Annotated in this window: 15 protein-coding genes; 5 read left to right on the top strand and 10 right to left on the bottom strand. The window is 57.5% G+C overall.

The features are described from left to right. Positions 1-5: 5 nt before the first annotated feature. Positions 6-938, bottom strand: coding sequence for a patatin-like phospholipase family protein (locus tag AC6IY8_RS08175; protein WP_497778300.1), 933 nt, complete (start codon positions 936-938; stop codon positions 6-8). A 121-nt stretch (positions 939-1,059) separates the two neighbouring features. Next, the gene (locus tag AC6IY8_RS08170) at positions 1,060-1,962 is read right to left on the bottom strand and encodes a histone deacetylase family protein (RefSeq protein ID WP_497778299.1); all 903 of its coding nucleotides are present in this window, start codon (positions 1,960-1,962) and stop codon (positions 1,060-1,062) included. Between the two features lie 152 nt (positions 1,963-2,114). Between AC6IY8_RS08170 and AC6IY8_RS08165 the strand changes: the two genes are divergently transcribed. Together AC6IY8_RS08165 and AC6IY8_RS08160 are read left to right on the top strand one after the other, a co-directional pair. Next, on the top strand, positions 2,115-2,900 hold the full coding sequence (locus AC6IY8_RS08165; RefSeq protein ID WP_497778298.1) for an NUDIX hydrolase: 786 nt from the start codon (positions 2,115-2,117) through the stop codon (positions 2,898-2,900). A 140-nt stretch (positions 2,901-3,040) separates the two neighbouring features. Then, on the top strand, positions 3,041-3,262 hold the full coding sequence (locus tag AC6IY8_RS08160; RefSeq protein WP_497778297.1) for a hypothetical protein: 222 nt from the start codon (positions 3,041-3,043) through the stop codon (positions 3,260-3,262). A 65-nt stretch (positions 3,263-3,327) separates the two neighbouring features. Here AC6IY8_RS08160 and AC6IY8_RS08155 read toward each other — a convergent pair whose 3' ends face one another. Together AC6IY8_RS08155 and AC6IY8_RS08150 are read right to left on the bottom strand one after the other, a co-directional pair. After that, positions 3,328-3,612: a 4a-hydroxytetrahydrobiopterin dehydratase gene (locus AC6IY8_RS08155; protein ID WP_497778296.1), complete on the bottom strand. Its 285-nt coding sequence runs from the start codon at positions 3,610-3,612 to the stop codon at positions 3,328-3,330. An 8-nt stretch (positions 3,613-3,620) separates the two neighbouring features. Further along, positions 3,621-4,718: an HD domain-containing phosphohydrolase gene (locus tag AC6IY8_RS08150; RefSeq protein ID WP_497778295.1), complete on the bottom strand. Its 1,098-nt coding sequence runs from the start codon at positions 4,716-4,718 to the stop codon at positions 3,621-3,623. A gap of 503 nt (positions 4,719-5,221) precedes the next feature. On the opposite strand from AC6IY8_RS08150, the gene AC6IY8_RS08145 reads away from it, so the two are divergent. Continuing rightward, positions 5,222-5,776, top strand: coding sequence for an RNA polymerase sigma factor (locus AC6IY8_RS08145; protein WP_497778294.1), 555 nt, complete (start codon positions 5,222-5,224; stop codon positions 5,774-5,776). A 69-nt stretch (positions 5,777-5,845) separates the two neighbouring features. Here the strand turns inward: AC6IY8_RS08145 and AC6IY8_RS08140 are convergent, their stop codons facing one another. After that, positions 5,846-6,295 (bottom strand): hypothetical protein, encoded by a 450-nt coding sequence (locus AC6IY8_RS08140; RefSeq protein ID WP_497778293.1) that lies wholly within the window; start codon positions 6,293-6,295, stop codon positions 5,846-5,848. Between the two features lie 812 nt (positions 6,296-7,107). On the opposite strand from AC6IY8_RS08140, the gene AC6IY8_RS08135 reads away from it, so the two are divergent. Continuing rightward, complete coding sequence (locus AC6IY8_RS08135) at positions 7,108-7,743, top strand: acetate uptake transporter (RefSeq protein WP_497778292.1); 636 nt, start codon at positions 7,108-7,110, stop codon at positions 7,741-7,743. Positions 7,744-7,916: 173 nt separating this feature from the next. On the opposite strand, the gene AC6IY8_RS08130 is transcribed toward AC6IY8_RS08135, so the two are convergent. The 4 genes from AC6IY8_RS08130 to rfbB all read right to left on the bottom strand — a co-directional run bounded on the left by AC6IY8_RS08130 (position 7,917) and on the right by rfbB (position 12,741). Then, the gene (locus AC6IY8_RS08130; RefSeq protein ID WP_497778291.1) at positions 7,917-9,830 is read right to left on the bottom strand and encodes a hypothetical protein; all 1,914 of its coding nucleotides are present in this window, start codon (positions 9,828-9,830) and stop codon (positions 7,917-7,919) included. 170 nt (positions 9,831-10,000) lie between these two features. Beyond that, positions 10,001-10,690, bottom strand: coding sequence for a peptide-methionine (S)-S-oxide reductase MsrA (msrA, locus tag AC6IY8_RS08125; protein ID WP_497778290.1), 690 nt, complete (start codon positions 10,688-10,690; stop codon positions 10,001-10,003). Between the two features lie 114 nt (positions 10,691-10,804). Continuing rightward, positions 10,805-11,671 carry a glucose-1-phosphate thymidylyltransferase RfbA gene (rfbA, locus tag AC6IY8_RS08120; protein ID WP_497778289.1) on the bottom strand — a complete coding sequence of 289 codons (867 nt, stop codon included), beginning with the start codon at positions 11,669-11,671 and terminating at the stop codon, positions 10,805-10,807. Beyond that, on the bottom strand, positions 11,671-12,741 hold the full coding sequence (gene rfbB, locus AC6IY8_RS08115; protein WP_497778288.1) for a dTDP-glucose 4,6-dehydratase: 1,071 nt from the start codon (positions 12,739-12,741) through the stop codon (positions 11,671-11,673). The genes rfbA and rfbB overlap by 1 nt, the downstream gene beginning before the upstream one ends. Before the next feature lie 219 nt (positions 12,742-12,960). Between rfbB and AC6IY8_RS08110 the strand changes: the two genes are divergently transcribed. After that, positions 12,961-13,980, top strand: a complete 1,020-nt coding sequence (locus AC6IY8_RS08110; protein WP_497778287.1) for an ROK family protein — start codon at positions 12,961-12,963, stop codon at positions 13,978-13,980. A gap of 307 nt (positions 13,981-14,287) precedes the next feature. Here AC6IY8_RS08110 and ald read toward each other — a convergent pair whose 3' ends face one another. Further along, positions 14,288-15,400, bottom strand: a complete 1,113-nt coding sequence (gene ald, locus AC6IY8_RS08105) for an alanine dehydrogenase (protein ID WP_497778286.1) — start codon at positions 15,398-15,400, stop codon at positions 14,288-14,290. Positions 15,401-15,542: the final 142 nt, after the last annotated feature.

Raw genomic sequence — 15,542 nt, 5'->3', positions numbered from 1 at the left:
CAATCTCATGCCGCTTGAACAGGCGAAGGTTTTGCCAAGGTTGTGTTCGCCACCTTTCTTGGTACAGTCTCCTTCACGTCAACGATTCCGAGTTTTTGCTTCAACTCCGGCAGGGCCTCTCGCATGGACTCTTCGCCGATGGCGATCAATTCATCGGCTCGGGCAAAGTCGTCGTAGGCAAAACCGTCCACGTTGGGTTGCAACAGCAAATCGGCGTCCTTGGCCCACTGCAGGCTCATGCGCACCTGCGCGATCGTGAAACATTGGCCGATGACATCGAAGAAATGGCGCGGGGCTCCCGGTTGGGTCCAGCGGGATTTCAGTTGAACACCCAGTACGCAGTCAATTCCCATTTCTTTCAGCGGAGTTGTTGGGACCTCGTAGCTGAGCATCCCATCCACGTGCAGCACTCCGTTGATCTCCACGGGGGTGAACATACCCGGGTAAGCACAACTGGCGCGGATTGCGTCTGTTATGCATCCGGTGCGGAAGATTGCGGGCTGACCACTGATCAATTCGGTGGCGACGACCACGAGAGGAATGCGCATTTCCGAGAAGTCTTTGCAGGGGCACGTGCGGCCAAGCACGGTCGCCAACCGATCGTTGGAGCAGAATCCACCTCGGTCCAGTGTCCAGCGAGCGATATCTTTGAACCGAAGGCGGCGGCCAATGTCCGCCAGTTCTTTAGCAGAAACCCCACTACAGAACCCGGCACCCATGATGGAGCCAGAACTTGTCCCGGCAATCGCAGCAATGGGGATTTGCTCTTCTTCGAGAACCTTGAGCACGCCGATGTGGACCATTCCGCGTGCAAAGCCACCGCCCAGTGCTACGCCCAGCGTGCGCCTCCGCGGTGCAGCCGTTTCTGTCTTGGGCGTCCCGCTCAGATTGCGGAAGAACACCTGGACGGAACGCACCACTTGAGATAGCTGATTCATGCGCATATTCCTCTCCGTAACAGCCCGTCAGCCGAAGGGGAAGTTGCGCCCCAAGGGGCGGCGGTGTCGATAAGATTCATGAATAAGCATTCCGAGTTGTAGTGTCTCGTAAACAGGTGGCTTATCGGCCATCGCCAAAGATTTCGAGCGCGACGCGATAGGTGTTGGCGTGCGCCTCAACCGTGGCCTCGATGGGATCCCCATAGCCACCCCCGAGTGTGACCACCACCGGGATGTTGTACTGGCGACAGCCGGAGAGCACGAGTCGGTCGCGCTTGCGAAGCCCGTCGTGAGTCAACGCAAGGCGGCCCAGGCGGTCGCAGGCCAGAGCATCCACACCGGACTGGTAGAAGACGATCTGCGGCTTCCACGCGAGGACAGTTTGCATCGCGTCGTCGAGCGCCGAGAGGTACTCACGATCGCCGGTCGCGTCTTCTAACTCGACGTCGAGGCGCGAACGCTGCTTGCGGAAAGGGAAGTTCTTCCGGGCGTGGAGCGATAGAGTAAAGACGCGCGGATCGGCCTCGAAGATCTGGGCGGTGCCGTCGCCCTGATGAACGTCGCAATCGACCACTCCTATGCGGCTGAACCGATGCTCGCGGAGCAGCCAGCTTGCGGCAATCGCAATGTCGTTGAAAACGCAAAAACCAGAACCTTCACCACGGAAGGCGTGATGCGTGCCGCCAGCCAGCACTCCGCCATATCCGTGCTCCAGGGCGACAGAGGTGGCAGCGAGGGTTCCGCCAACGCTGCACAGGGTACGGCTCACGAGCGACTCCGACCAGGGAAAGCCGATGCGGCGAACGGACTGATGTGGTAGCGTTCCAGTCAGAAATCCCTCCACATAGGAAGGATCGTGAACGTGCTCGATGGCTTCGCGAGCGGCGGGAGAGGCAGGGGTGAGCAAATAATCGCCATCCATCTCAAGAGCGCGCCGTAACAGCCGGTACTTGGACATGGGGAATTTATGTCCGGCAGGTAGTACGATCTCATGATGATCGCAATAGAAGAGCAGATGAGACATGATGATTTGATACTTTTGGGAGCAGCCCGGGTTCGAGTCGCTCTCTTCTGATACTCTCAAATCCAGCTCCCGCAACGAGCAAACTCTTGCCCATAGGCATCAATATTTGCGAACATGGGATGCGCAAACCTTTATAGTCAGGTCTCTCAACGGTGTCTAATTCGTCCGCTCCGAAGAAGATAGAGCATGAATCCGGGACTGCCAACCAGCAGTCGTCGCAGAAGACCGTGTACGAGACGTCGGCTGGCGGTGTCGTACTCAGGCACATGCGCGGAGCCTGGCAAGTGGCCATCATCGAGCCGAACATCATCAATGCCGATACGATCACGCGACGTGCCAAAGCCCGTCCGGAGGGCACGGTGTTCGCATTGCCCAAAGGTGGAGTGGACGAGGGAGAAACGCCGGAGCAGAGTGCCGACCGCGAAGTCTTCGAGGAAACCGGTGTTCGTGGCATACGGCTGTTCCGGCTCACAACGATCCGGTATCTTTATGTGCGCTCATGGGGAGGCCGCGAGCACGTCTCGAAGGCAGTCAGCTTCTACCTTTTCCTCTACTCTTCAGGGCGGCTGGGACAGATCAGTCCAGACATGCGAGATGAGGTGCGCAAGGCGTTCTGGTTCCCTCTGGACAAAGCTCACCGCAAGCTTACTTACAGAGGCGAGCGCGAAGTTCTAAAGCTGGCCCAGAAGATCGTGCGCGAACACCCGGAGCGACTGACGCCGCCGGTTTCGGCACAACCGGCTCCGCTGCCTTCCCCGCAGCGTCCTAAGGCGCAGCAGCGCGCGACGTTCTCACCTCGTGTTCCGGTGCATCCATCCAATGGAGGAGCAGCAAAGACCTCCGGGCAAGCACATCAGCGTGAGCCGAACTCTGATCGCAAAAGCCACACTGCAGGCCAGGCATCGCGCACTCATGCCGGGGATCGTAAGCGTACTTAGATTCATCGAGTTGCACTGCTTTCCCCGCCGTAGCCGCTGAAGCGTTCTTCTTCAAGTGACGCATCCCACTGTCTCGAAATTCATTGTTGCTACTCAGGAAGAGTTGGGGAAAAATGAGAGACACCGACTCGGAGGTGAGAATGCGTAAGTGGACTGTACCTTTGACGTTCGTCGGACTAGGCGGACTGGGAGCTGTGCTGTTCTCGAAGCGTGCGCGGAATGTCGTGCGACTCAGGACACAGCACAGCCAGGTGAAAGGTCGTATGGTGGCCTGGAACGATGCAGCAAAGAACGAACTCCAACGGATCCAGCAGGCAGTGACAGAGCTGGAGCACTCATTCAGCACTCGTAATACGATTTAGGCAATTATCCGAATGAAATAGAAAACCGGCGTCGCAAGCGCCGGTTTTGCTTTTCCGAGAGCACTCTATGTGGGGATCGAGTCGATCCGCGCTGCCATGCTCAGATCCTTTTGCGTGAGACCTCCAGCATCGTGCGTGGTAAGCGCCAAGGTGACGCGGTTGTACACGATGCGAATATCGGGGTGATGGCCTTCTTCTTCGGCAAGCTCGGCGACCTTGTTCACGAAGATCATGGCATCGACGAAATTGGGGAACTCGAGAACGCGCTCGATCTGATTACCCTGAAGCGTCCATCGTGGCAGCTTCTGCATACCTTCAGCCACTAATTGTCTTTCCAGTTTGGTTGCCATGCAGCTCCTTATACGGTGTTAGCCTTGGCCTCCAAGGGATGATCACTATACCAGACTCGTTCTTTTTGGGAGTTGATGCGCAGCTGCTCCCAAAAAGAGCCAGGGATCGCGAGAAACGCATCCACGATCATGGGATCGAACTGGCGGCCCGACCATGCCGCGATCTCTTTGCGTGCCACCTCGATGCTCTGCGCTGGGCGGTAGGGACGATTGGATGTAATCGCATCCAGAGCGTCAGCAATCGAAAATATTCGAGCGCCAAGCGGAATCTCTTCACCTTTCAAAGCACGGGGGTATCCGCTGCCGTCCCAGCGTTCCTGGTGGGCGTACACGATTTCGGCAGACTCGGCGAGGAAGGGGATCTTTTTCAGTATGCGATAGCCGAGGACGCTGTGTTCGCGCATGAGTTCCTGCTCTTTCCGGTCGAGCGGGAACGGCTTGCGCAGAATTGCGTCAGGCATGGCCATTTTGCCGATGTCATGGAGGAATGCACCACGGGCGAGGACACGCATCTTCTCGGCAGGGTATCCAATGGCGCGCGCAATTTCGATGGTGTAGGCCATGACCCGGCGCGAATGTCCCTCAGTCTCGGCATCTTTCAAATCGAGCGCATCGCCTAAGGCTTCCAATGTGACGTCGTAGGATCTTTCCAGCTCGGCGATCGTGTTGCGCAGTTCCGACGTTCGCTGCGTTACGAGCGCTTCAAGATTGGACTGATACATGCGGTTCTGGATTCTGAGCCTTCGCGTTTCGAGCGCGCGGCTCACAACAGCCAGCAACTGCTCTCTCTCGAACGGCTTCAGAATGTAGTCGTAGGCTCCGCGACGGATGGCGCCGAGCGCAATGGAAATGTCGTGAACGGCGGTTACCATTACAACTGGAATGTCTGGGTACTCGCTCTTGACCGCATCAAGCAAATGCAGGCCATCCATGTCCGGCATCATCATGTCGGTCAGGATGAGGTGAATGTCCGGGTCCTGCCGTAGGAAATCCCGGGCTTCTCTGCCCGAGCGAGCCTGTTCCACCTGGTACGAGGCGTGGCGCAACATGGCGCAGACTACCTCGCGAACAGCCCCTTCATCGTCAACAACTAAGATTCGTTTCATTAAAGTGATTCAGCAACGCACACTGCCCTTATTGTACTTGCAAATACAGGAACCCACACTCCACAGAAGACCTCAACAGCTCCTTGTACTTAATAGAGGCGCATCACTGGGCCCGCGGAACGCATCCTAGCTATGGAAGAACCAGAAAGCAGTTCGAAGGTACTGCATCGTTGGTAATAATTTCTCGTCTGAGCTCAATAGTGGAATAGAGATTCCACTATTATGAATCTACAGATCCCTCTGATAGTACGTCGTAAGGCGAAATATCTACTCAAATCCGTCACCCCACAAATATAAATCAGGCTCCAAGTAACTCAGGATGAGCAGGTTATCTAAGTTTCCACAAGGGGAACATGAGTTCGAGGGTTACTTGGGCAGAGTGATTGCAGTATATCCGTGCCTAAGGATTAAGTCTGAGTTGTCTTGCAGTGACCAACATCTGCTCGACTTCAGCAGTGTTTCAACCCGACTCTTCTTTTGGGTGGGTATCGAGGGAGCTTCAATTGTCGAATAGTTTTCAAGCTTTGCCGCCAATCGCAATCGTGCAGTTTCGCCCCAGCGCCCAGAGCAAGCGGCTGGAGCAGTACAAGGCCATTTACGAGGCGAACCGGCATCGCGTTTACTCGTTTGCGTTCTGGATGACAGACAACGAGATGCTGGCGGAAGATATTTCGGAGCGGACGTTCTTGCGCGCTTTTTCTGTGAGCGATCAGCCTACGGAAGAGATGATCGATAAGGCTCTGTTGCGCGAGCTGCGCGAAGAAGAGAGCGTTTCGCTCGAGCCCCCGAAACTCAAGTGCGCGACCGTGAGGGAAGTTAGCTCGATGCCTCGGAATACGAAGCGCGTGGAGATGGAGCGAGCGATCATGCAGTTGCCGCACACAGAGCGAATGATCTTCTGCATGCATGATGGCGATGGATACGACCATGCCCGCATCGCCCGAACACTCGGCATCAGCGAAGACGAGTCCCGACACGGACTGCATCAGGCAAGGATGAGAATTCGCGAACTGATGGCCCAATCCAAAGGTTCCGACGCATCTCAAGTCGCAGCATAACGGCTTTATAAATTTAAATCAGGTGTTAAGAAGCCCCTCGTATCGCGAGGGGCTTTTGCTTGGAGCAGATTATTTCGCGGCTTCGAGCGGGATGGGAGAGATGGCAAGATCCCAGTGGGCCTCGAGGATTTCGAAGCGGCGCTGCTCTTCGCGCTTGAATGTCGCCTGGTCGGGGAAGAGCTGAAGCTGGATGGCGTGCTCGTCGACGGGCGTGTAGGCGGCCTGCGCATTTTTGAAGGTGATGGTCACGCGGTAATCCCAGCGCTCCTGTTCAGGCATGTGAAATGCAGGCGTGTCGAGGCGTACAGACAGAATGCGGCCTTGCTGGATTTCGCGCTGCAGGACGGGGTAGTGATTCTTCTTGAAAAGATCGAGGAACTCATCTTGGTGACCCCAGTGAACCTTGTAGTAGTACTCCATCACGTAGGGCTTGTCGGGAGCAGGCGCGGGCGGTGCCTGGGCAAGGGTTGAGAGCACGGCTATGGTCGTGAACAGCAGAACAGCAGCAAGTTTGCGCATGCGCAGCCTCCGAGGTTTGTAGGGATGAATTGTAGCAAGACGCGCTGGGCGGAGGCTCAGGACCAATGCGGGAAGCAGCAGCGATATTTTGGTTGAGCAGCTTGGAATCGGGGATATAGTCACGACGGACGTCCCCAGGGGCCGGAGCGTACTCGCTGCCTTCATTCCTATCCCGCAAGTCCACGTTCTCCGCGCGCAACGGAGTCTGGCGGGGATTTAAGACGGCTTGAGGCCGCGCTCCGGCACCCGGATGATCTTCGTTTGAATGCCCGCCGGAGTTAACTCAGGTATCAATGGAAGTTTTTACATCGTTACGGTCTGGTCAGTATGACAAGACCGTCTGCCCGTCATGAACTTTCCAGGTATTAGCAGGAAACCAATCTCTTGCGGTCGCAGGTGAGCGCGTAGGCAATGGTTCAGGCGTAACTCGAAGGAGTGAAATTCCCGGACGCGAGTTGAGAGGCAGCGAGTTTTTCTTCGGTGTGGATTTCTCTTTACGAATGGAAGAAAAGAAAGCAGAATGCATCCGCGTCTAAGCAGCCTTGCGGGTGAGGGAATGGCTCTTCTCGATTGAGGAAACGCGGAGAGTCGGTTGCGACGCCGGAGCGTTGGGGTGAACGTTCCGAAGCGATACCTGGTACTTAAGCAGAAAGTTGAATAACGATCCATTGCCTTTCGGGCTCTGCAGAACGACGCGAAAGTGTATCCGCTGGATTCATGCGTACGACGGCTGAGCGTTCCATCGCTGGACGTGGGGTGAGAAGCGCGCTGAGCCGATTACTAACCGTGAGAAGGACAAAGGAGATTTGCCAATGGAAGGTCAGATCCGTGGGAACCCGGCAGTCGTTGGATTGGCCGGCTTTGGTGTGACGACGTTATTGCTCCAGTTTCATAACCTCGGGTGGTGTGGAAGTGGCGTGGTGTTCTGTGTGGCACTGATGTTTGGTGGAGGCGCGCAACTGATTGCCGGCTTCCAGGAATTCAAGGCAGGGAATAACTTCGGTTATAGCGCATTCACGGCTTATGGAGCGTTCTGGATCGCGCTCGCTTTCATCTATCTGCTGCTGGATCTACAGGCGTTGCCGAACTCAATCATCGGTGCACCGCTGAAGATTACAGGCACGGATATTGGCTACTTCCTGCTGGTGTACACGGTGTACACGGCGATTATGTTCGTGGGGTCGCTGGCGGTGCATCTTGCGATGACTCTTACGTTTTTGACGCTGTTGCTGGGTTTTGTGGGACTCGACCTGGTATTCCTGCTGGGGATGAAGTCGGTGCTTACGGTGACGGCAATCGACTTAATTGTGTGCGCTTCGCTGGCGCTTTACATGATGGGGCATGCGATCTTCGCCCAGGTTTTCGGGAGGGACGTGTTGCCGGTGGGAAATCCGATTGTAAGAAAGCCGGAGAGCAGACCCGTGCTGAGCCGCGCAGTGGGAAGGTGAGGCGGGGTGAGAAGCGGGATGAGGTGATGAAGAAAGAGCAGGAGCTCGGAACGCGCTTCGCCCGATCTGAACAGACTCCATCCTGGCTTGCCAAGAAAGGCAAGCCAGGATGGGTGCCCGAGCGCAACGCACCCGCGCACCTCGCAGCAGGAATTCTTGAGAGCAACGCGAGTCTAGTCAGGCTTAGGTCGGTTGATGTGGCGAGGGCCATCGGGGGTGAGGAGGTAGAAGTCGGAGAGGGGCTCGGAAGTCGCTTCGTTGCGCACGGGAGCGGGTTGAAGAGCTGATCCCGTGCCAGAGATCGTAACGGAGTTGGAGAGAACACTAGTCGTTGCTTGATTCCATGAGCGGCGGTACGGGGCGGTTTGCGGATTCAGCTTGGAATCGGCAATGGCATCGATCTGGAAAAGGTACTGGCTGCCGCTTTCGACCATGCCGGGAGGCAGAGTGAGCGTGGTGGCGGTGGTTGCAAAGCGTCCGGCTAACACAAGGGGAGCAGAACACGTCGTCAACCCACCAGGCACTGGATTGCAAGTAACCTGCTGCAGCTTGATCACATACAAAAAGTAAGTCGCGGGAGCCAATCCCGTGGGGGCAGCCCAGGCGAGTTTTATAGGGGTTGCAGCGGTCGTGGCCGTGGAAAGGCTTGTGCCATTGATCGACGCATTCTGGATATTTCCCATCGACATTTGGAAAGGCTTCTCCGCCGTGGGCGGAGTGGTGGTGCTGTAGCCGGATTGCACGAGCAAACCGGCGGAACCCGTTCCAGTGTCGATGCGAACGCCAGTCATTTGATAAGCGGAGTATATGGGCACCCACGAGGAAGGGAACGGGTTGACGTAGGAGATGTCTCCCGCGTCGATATCGGTGGTCAACGGCGCTGCGGAGGCGACGGAGGCGAGAGGTAGACCGATGAGTGGGGTGGCCATGGAATTCCCCATGAACCGGTCTGCGATGGGGACGTAGGCAACCGACGCTCCGAATCCAAAGGACTCAGCGCCGGCTGCTAAGTCGGCAAACCCGGCGGCGGAAACCTTGGCGCGCATGGAAGCGGTGTTGGAGGTCGTGAAGGCGCCAGCGATGTCCACGGCGGCGGTGCCGGAATTCACGGACAGAGACTGGGGGCCGAGAGCAGTCACACTGTGCCTGCTGGGGAAGAATCCGTTAGCGGCGAGAGAGGTGCCGAACGTGGCGGTCGGCTCCATCTGCAGGAAGTAAGTGCTGTCGCCCTTGGAGGGATCGATTTCGCGCAGCACGGCGGCGGAGCGCTGGCCATTCAAGGAGGTTGCGCCCACGTCCAGGAGGGGCTGGATTGTGCCTGAGGATGAGAGCTGCAGGAAAGAGATACTTGCCAGCAGGTTTGGAGCGATGCCAGCCAGGCCGCTGTTGACGGTCCATGGGCTCAGGCCGGAGATGTTCATGTTGGCCGTGAACTGGATGGCGGCAGAGGTTGCGGGTGAATACCTGGTCGCGAAATCGGAGCCAGCGTCGAAATCGCTGCTGCTGGTCCAGAACAAGTCGGTGGGATAGGTCCGCAGCCAATAGAAACCCGCGGGGACGTTGGGGATGACAAATGTGCCGTCGGCAGAGCCGTGTCCGGCGATGGTGGTGAGATTGCCAGCAGAGTCAGGAACGAGGGCGGCGATGGAGCTGAGGGTGGACAAGTCGTAGGGCACGTCGGTTTTGCCGTTGGCTCCCCAGTAAGTGCTGATGCGGCTGCCGTGGATGTCTCCGGTGGGCGTAACGGAAAACGACTGCGTGGCGGTGCCGCTGTGTGAAGTGGTGGCGAGCACGGCGAATGCATTGGACTGGCGGGCCTGCGCGTGAGTCGGCGTCCACGTGATGGTGTTGCCGGAGAGGGTCGCGCCAGCAGGAGAGGTTTGCAGAGAAAAAGTGACGCTGCCGCCTTGAGGGTCGGCTGCGGCGACAGTGTATGTGTATGCTTCGCCCTCGTGAGCCGCGGTGGGAGCTGCGCTGATGAAGATGGGAGATGGTGCGGACGTCTGTCGGTGATCTCCGCCGCCGCATGCAACCGTGAAAGTAAGAGAACATGCAATGAACAGGAAAGCTATGAGGCGGGTCGGCATAGGCGAGCTCCCTCTAGAACACAGCGAAATCAGAGTAGCTCGATAGTGTGGCGGCGACAAGGAAAGAGCGCGGAGAAAGGATAGCGAAGGATCAGAATGGAACAACACTGAATCCCCATCCGATTGGCGACGGATGGGTTCGACACTCGGGTTACATGCTGAGGCTGTTGCTACTTGTAGAGGGCGGGGAATTCTTGGCGAAGGTGCTCGACCTTGGGAGCGTCATTGATGGCGATGTACGGGTTATCAGGATGCAGAGTGGCGTAATTCTGGTGATAGGACTCGGCAGCGTAAAACCCTTTTAAAGGCGCTACCTCGGTGACGATGCGACCGGGGAAGAATCTTCCCTGGGTGAGCTGCGTGATGTAGGCATCGGCAATTCGCTTCTGCTCGTCGTTGGTGTAAAAGATGGCCGAGCGATATTGCGATCCGGTGTCAGGGCCCTGTCGATTGAGCTGAGTGGGATCGTGGGCAACGGAAAAGAACACTTTCAGAAGCTGTCCGTAGGAGACCTGAGAGGGATCGAAAGTGACTTGCACGGATTCGGCATGTCCGGTTTGTCCGGTGCTGACGGTTTCGTATTCAGCGGTGTTGGATGAACCGCCGGAGTATCCGGAGACGGCGCTTTGGACTCCCTTGACGTGCTGGAAGACGGCTTGAACTCCCCAGAAACAGCCCCCAGCAAAGACGGCGGTCTCGCGTCCTGAGGCCGCGGGATGCTGATCCACGGCAGGATCGGGCAGTACGGCGCTGCCGTGGGATGCTTCTGCGCGATCCCACCCGAAGGACATTCCAACGATCAGGATTGCTATAAGGATTGCAAAGACACTTACGACGCGAAACGGGAGACAGCGACTCATAATCCACACCCCAGTACGAGGTTGGATTCCAAGGGGCGCTAAAAGTTACAAGCCATCCTGTGCTGGTGCGGGCGGGGCGAATCCGAGATTCGGAAATGACTCCTTGAGAGCCGGTTAGCTCTCAAGGAGTTGGAGAAGGTAGTTGCCGTAGCCGCTCTTGATAAGGGGCTTGGCGAGTTCGCAGAGCTGCTCGCAGGTGATGAACCCCATGCGGTAGGCGATCTCTTCGGGGCAGGCGATCTTGAGGCCCTGGCGCTTTTCGAGAGTGGCGATAAAGCTGGAAGCCTCGAGCATGGAGTCGTGGGTGCCGGTGTCGAGCCATGCGGTGCCGCGTCCGAAGGTGACGACGTTGAGGCGATTGCGCTCGAGGTAAAGGCGGTTGAGGTCAGTGATTTCGAGTTCGCCGCGAGCAGAGGGCTTGAGAGATTTGGCGAGCGAGACGACTTCGGAGTCGTAGAAGTAAAGACCTGTGACGGCGAAGCGGGATTTCGGATGCGCAGGCTTCTCTTCGAGGCTGATGGCGCGGCCTTCGGAGTCGAACTCGACGACACCGTAGGAGCGAGCGTCCTGCACGGCATAGGCGAAGATGGTGGCGCAGCGTTCGAGCGAGGCGGCGTGCTGCAAGAGCTGGGACATGCTCTGGCCGTAGAAGATGTTGTCGCCGAGGATGAGCGCGCAAGGGTCGCCAGCGATGAACTCTTCGCCGATGATGAAGGCCTGGGCCAGGCCCTCGGGACGAGGCTGCTCGGCGTACTGGATTTTAATGCCCCACTGCGAACCGTTGCCGAGGAGTTCGCGGAAGCGCGGCAGGTCGGTTGGGGTGGAGATGAGCAGGACGTCGCGGATTCCGGCCAGCATGAGGGTGCTGAGCGGGTAATAGACCATCGGCTTGTCGTAGATGGGGATGAGCTGCTTGCTGACCGCGATGGTGGCGGGATAAAGACGCGTGCCGGAGCCTCCGGCGAGAATGATGCCTTTCATTACTTGGCACCTCGCGCTTCATAGTTGGTTGCGATCCATTTGCGGTAGTCTCCGCTGGTCACTTGCTCGATCCATGCAGAGTTTGCGAGATACCACTCGACAGTTCGGCGGATGCCGGTTGCGAAGGTTTCGCGCGGCTGCCAGCCAAGCTCGCGCTGGAGCTTACCGGCATTGATAGCGTAGCGGCGGTCGTGGCCGGGACGATCCTTTACGAATGTTATGAGGCGGTCGTGGGGCGCGCCGGAGGGATGAGCCTCGTCCATGATGGAGCAGATGGTCTTCACGACATCGATGTTGGCCTTTTCACTGTTCCCGCCGATGTTGTAGGTCTGGCCGGGTGTGCCCTTGTCGAGCACAAGGGCGATGGCTTCGCAGTGGTCGCCGACATAGAGCCAGTCGCGGACGTTGAGTCCGTCTCCGTAGATGGGGAGAGGGCGGCCATTGAGGGCGTTGAGAATGACGAGGGGTATGAGCTTTTCAGGGAACTGGTAAGGGCCGTAGTTGTTGGAGCAATTGGTGGTGAGCACCGGAAGGCCGTAGGTGTGGTGGTAGGCGCGGGCGAGATGGTCGCTGGATGCCTTCGAGGCGGAGTAAGGGCTGTTCGGCTCGTATGCTTTTGTCTCAGCGAAGGCCGGGTCGTCCTTGGACAGCGAGCCATACACTTCGTCGGTGGAGACGTGAAGAAAGCGGAATCGCGACTGTGCTTCGGGCGAGAGGGAACGGTAGTAGTCGAGCGACTCATGCAGGAGGCGGAAGGTGCCGACGACGTTGGTGAAGATGAACTCTTCGGGGCTGACGATGGAGCGGTCAACGTGGCTCTCGGCGGCGAAGTTCACGATGGCGTCGGGATGGTGCTGCTGGAGCAGCGAGCGGACGAGCGAGGCGTCTTCGATGCCACCCTGGACGAAGATGTGATTCGAATTGTGCTGGATGGTGGCAAGGTTTCCGAGATTGCCTGCGTAGGTGAGCTTGTCGAGATTGACGATGCGATCACCCGCGGCGATTCGCTGCAGAACGAAGTTGGAGCCGATGAAACCTGCTCCACCTGTTACGAGAATGGTCCGTGCCACTTGCTATGGCCTCCAGTTATCAGTGCTGAATCATTCTAATTTGTTTAGAGAACATTGAACTGCGAATATCGCGATGGGGGATGTCGAAAGTTGTGGAGGTTGCGTGTGGCCGAAGATGGGAATCCGTGTGAAAACTGTTCTGTCTCAGGGACATGTCCTAGGTATTTTCTGCTAGGCTACTCGGGGTGAGTAATCTCGGCATAATTGGAGATCATACAAGTGCAAGTAGTTGCGGGAGTCGATCTAGGCGGGACAGCGATCAACTATACGCTTGTCAATAAAGAGAACAAGTTCCTGGTCGAAGGACTTTGCGAGCATCCGGCAAAGACAAAGCTAGGGCCCGATGTTTGCCTGCAGCAGATTGCGGATGGACTGAAGATTGTGGCCGACAAATGCGGCGTGGATCTGGCGGACATCGTCGCAGTGGGACTGGATACTCCGGGACCGGCAAGCTCGGCTGGCGTGCTGAGCGCGCGGGGTTCGACAAACTTCGTACATGAAAACTGGAAGGGCTTCGATATCCGGGAACACATGGCGAAGAAGCTTGGGAAACCCGTTACCTATCTGAACGACGCCAACGCAGGCGCGCTCTGGGGCCACTTCTCGATCTTCGGCAGCACGGGGAATCAAACTTCGGTATCGGTCGTGATCGGTACTGGAACGGGCGGCGGAGTGATCATTGAAGGCAACGTGCTCAAGGGTAAGGTTGGATTTGGCGGCGAGTTGGGGCATTGCCTCATCCCTTACCAGTCGATCAAGAGCATCGACGGAGTGACTCCGCACTGCAACTGCGGAAGGATTGGCGATTTGGAATCGCTGGCATCGTTGACGGCAATTGAGCGCACGCTGCTGCCGCACTTCCTGAAGAAGTATCCCGATCACGAACTGGGCAAGCTGGGGAACATTCACGAAGCGGCGAAGCTCGTGAGAGGCTATGCCGACAAGGGCGATGAGATGAGCCTGGAGATCTTCAAAGTACAGGCACATGCGCTCGGACTGTTCTTCGACGTGATGGTGAACACGTTCGATCCGGATGCGTTCATTCTGGGCGGCGGAGTCCTGGAGGCAAGCGAGAAGTTCCAGAAGTGGTTCCTGGACGAAGTGAAAAAGGGAATGCCGACGCAGCGCGAAGAGCAGGTCGGAATTCCTCTTTACGCGATGCCAAATGGAGATACTGCTGGAGCAAGAGGCGCCGCGATCGAGGCGTTGACGATGGCTCGGGAGAGTGGATTGATTTAGGTTTCGTGGAAGTGGAGTCGGCCGCCTGCGGGCGGCCGATTTCCGTTTAGAGGAAAGAGCCTCTTGGTGCGTGGCAGGTGACCTGGAGTGGCACTGGTGGCCCGAGACTGTGCTGGGATCCTTCGCTACACTCAGGATGACACCTTAAAACCAAGTTGACACCTTAAAACCAAAAGGCAAAGTCAACCACAAAGGCAATGGCAAGAGCAAAGGCAAGGGCAAATTAACACCCCACCCCCAAAACTCGAGTGAACCGCGAGTTTAAGGGTGGGGTGCCCGGATCGGGGATCTCGGGATAGAGCGTTTGCTAGACCAGTTCGGCGATGGGGGACCATTCGCGGTGCTGGGAGTCGGCGACACCTTTGTAGGTGAGCTTGCCTTGGAAGGTGTTGATGCCTTCGTGAATTTCCTTGTTGGAACGGAGCGTGGCTTCAATGCCGTTCTTGGCAAGCTTCATCACGTAAGGGAAAGTCGCATTGGTGAGGGCGAGCGTCGAGGTGTGTGGGACGGCGGCGGGGATGTTGGTGACGCAATAGTGCACGACGCCGTGCTCGGTGTATGACGGATTGCTGTGAGTCGTGGGACGCGCGGTTTCGACGCAGCCACCCTGGTCGATAGCGACATCGACGATCACGGCACCCTTTTTCATCTTGCTGACCATGTCGCGTGTGACGATCTTGGGAGCAGTGGCGCCGGGAATCAGAACGCCTCCGACGACGAGATCGGCTTCCTGCACGGCGCGGGTCACGTTGTAGGAGTTCGACGCCAGGGTGTAAACGCGGCCATTGAAGATGTCGTCGATTTCACGCAGACGGTTCAGGTTGAGATCGACGATGGTCACTTTGGCGCCGAATCCGAGAGCGACCTTGGCTGCGTTGGTGCCAACGATGCCTCCGCCGATGACGCAGACGTTGGCAGGGGGAACGCCCGGGACGCCGCCGAGAAGAAGGCCGCGGCCACCGTGTTCGCTCTCGAGGTAGGTGGCTCCGATCTGGACGGCCATACGGCCAGCCACCTCAGACATGGGCGTGAGCAGGGGAAGGGTGCCGGCTTTGTCGAGAATGGTCTCGTAGGCGATGCCGGTCATCTTCTTCTTGAGCAGGCTGTCCGTCAGTTCCGGGGCAGGGGCGAGGTGCAGATAGGTGAAGAGGACGAGGCCTTCGCGGAAGTAAGGAATTTCCTGCGCGATGGGCTCCTTGACCTTGACGATCATGTCGGCCGAGGCCCAGACCTGGGCGGCGGTGCCGATGATTTCGGCTCCGGCGGCGACGTATTCGGTATCGGGGAAGGCGGAGAGTTCTCCGGCGGAAGCCTGGACAAGAACTTTATGGCCCGCATCGACCAGGGCCTTTGCGCCTGCGGGAGTGATTCCTACACGGGTTTCGTGGTCTTTGATTTCTTTGGGAACGCCGACTATCAAGATACATCTACCTCAGGGGTTTGAAGTCATCCGAACGATTCCGGGTCGTGTCCATACTACTCTACTCACATCTGACGAGAGTGGAGGCGAGTAGCCGAGCCGGGTTGCACGCGGTATGGTAGGCTTTTCACTGGTGCCTTGG

It is taken from the genome of Koromonas soli (assembly GCF_059726265.1).
The sequence above is the reverse complement of the archived record's forward strand: the minus strand, read 5'-3'. Positions and strand labels throughout refer to the sequence as shown.

Coding starts and splice junctions, on each gene's coding strand:
- AC6IY8_RS08170 (WP_497778299.1), bottom strand. CDS start 1,962: ATGTCTCATCTGCTCTTCTATTGCGATCATCATGAGATCGTACTACCT.
- rfbA (WP_497778289.1), bottom strand. CDS start 11,671: ATGAAAGGCATCATTCTCGCCGGAGGCTCCGGCACGCGTCTTTATCCC.
- AC6IY8_RS08160 (WP_497778297.1), top strand. CDS start 3,041: ATGCGTAAGTGGACTGTACCTTTGACGTTCGTCGGACTAGGCGGACTG.
- AC6IY8_RS08140 (WP_497778293.1), bottom strand. CDS start 6,295: ATGCGCAAACTTGCTGCTGTTCTGCTGTTCACGACCATAGCCGTGCTC.
- AC6IY8_RS08130 (WP_497778291.1), bottom strand. CDS start 9,830: ATGCCGACCCGCCTCATAGCTTTCCTGTTCATTGCATGTTCTCTTACT.
- AC6IY8_RS08155 (WP_497778296.1), bottom strand. CDS start 3,612: ATGGCAACCAAACTGGAAAGACAATTAGTGGCTGAAGGTATGCAGAAG.
- AC6IY8_RS08135 (WP_497778292.1), top strand. CDS start 7,108: ATGGAAGGTCAGATCCGTGGGAACCCGGCAGTCGTTGGATTGGCCGGC.
- AC6IY8_RS08150 (WP_497778295.1), bottom strand. CDS start 4,718: ATGAAACGAATCTTAGTTGTTGACGATGAAGGGGCTGTTCGCGAGGTA.
- AC6IY8_RS08175 (WP_497778300.1), bottom strand. CDS start 938: ATGAATCAGCTATCTCAAGTGGTGCGTTCCGTCCAGGTGTTCTTCCGC.
- msrA (WP_497778290.1), bottom strand. CDS start 10,690: ATGAGTCGCTGTCTCCCGTTTCGCGTCGTAAGTGTCTTTGCAATCCTT.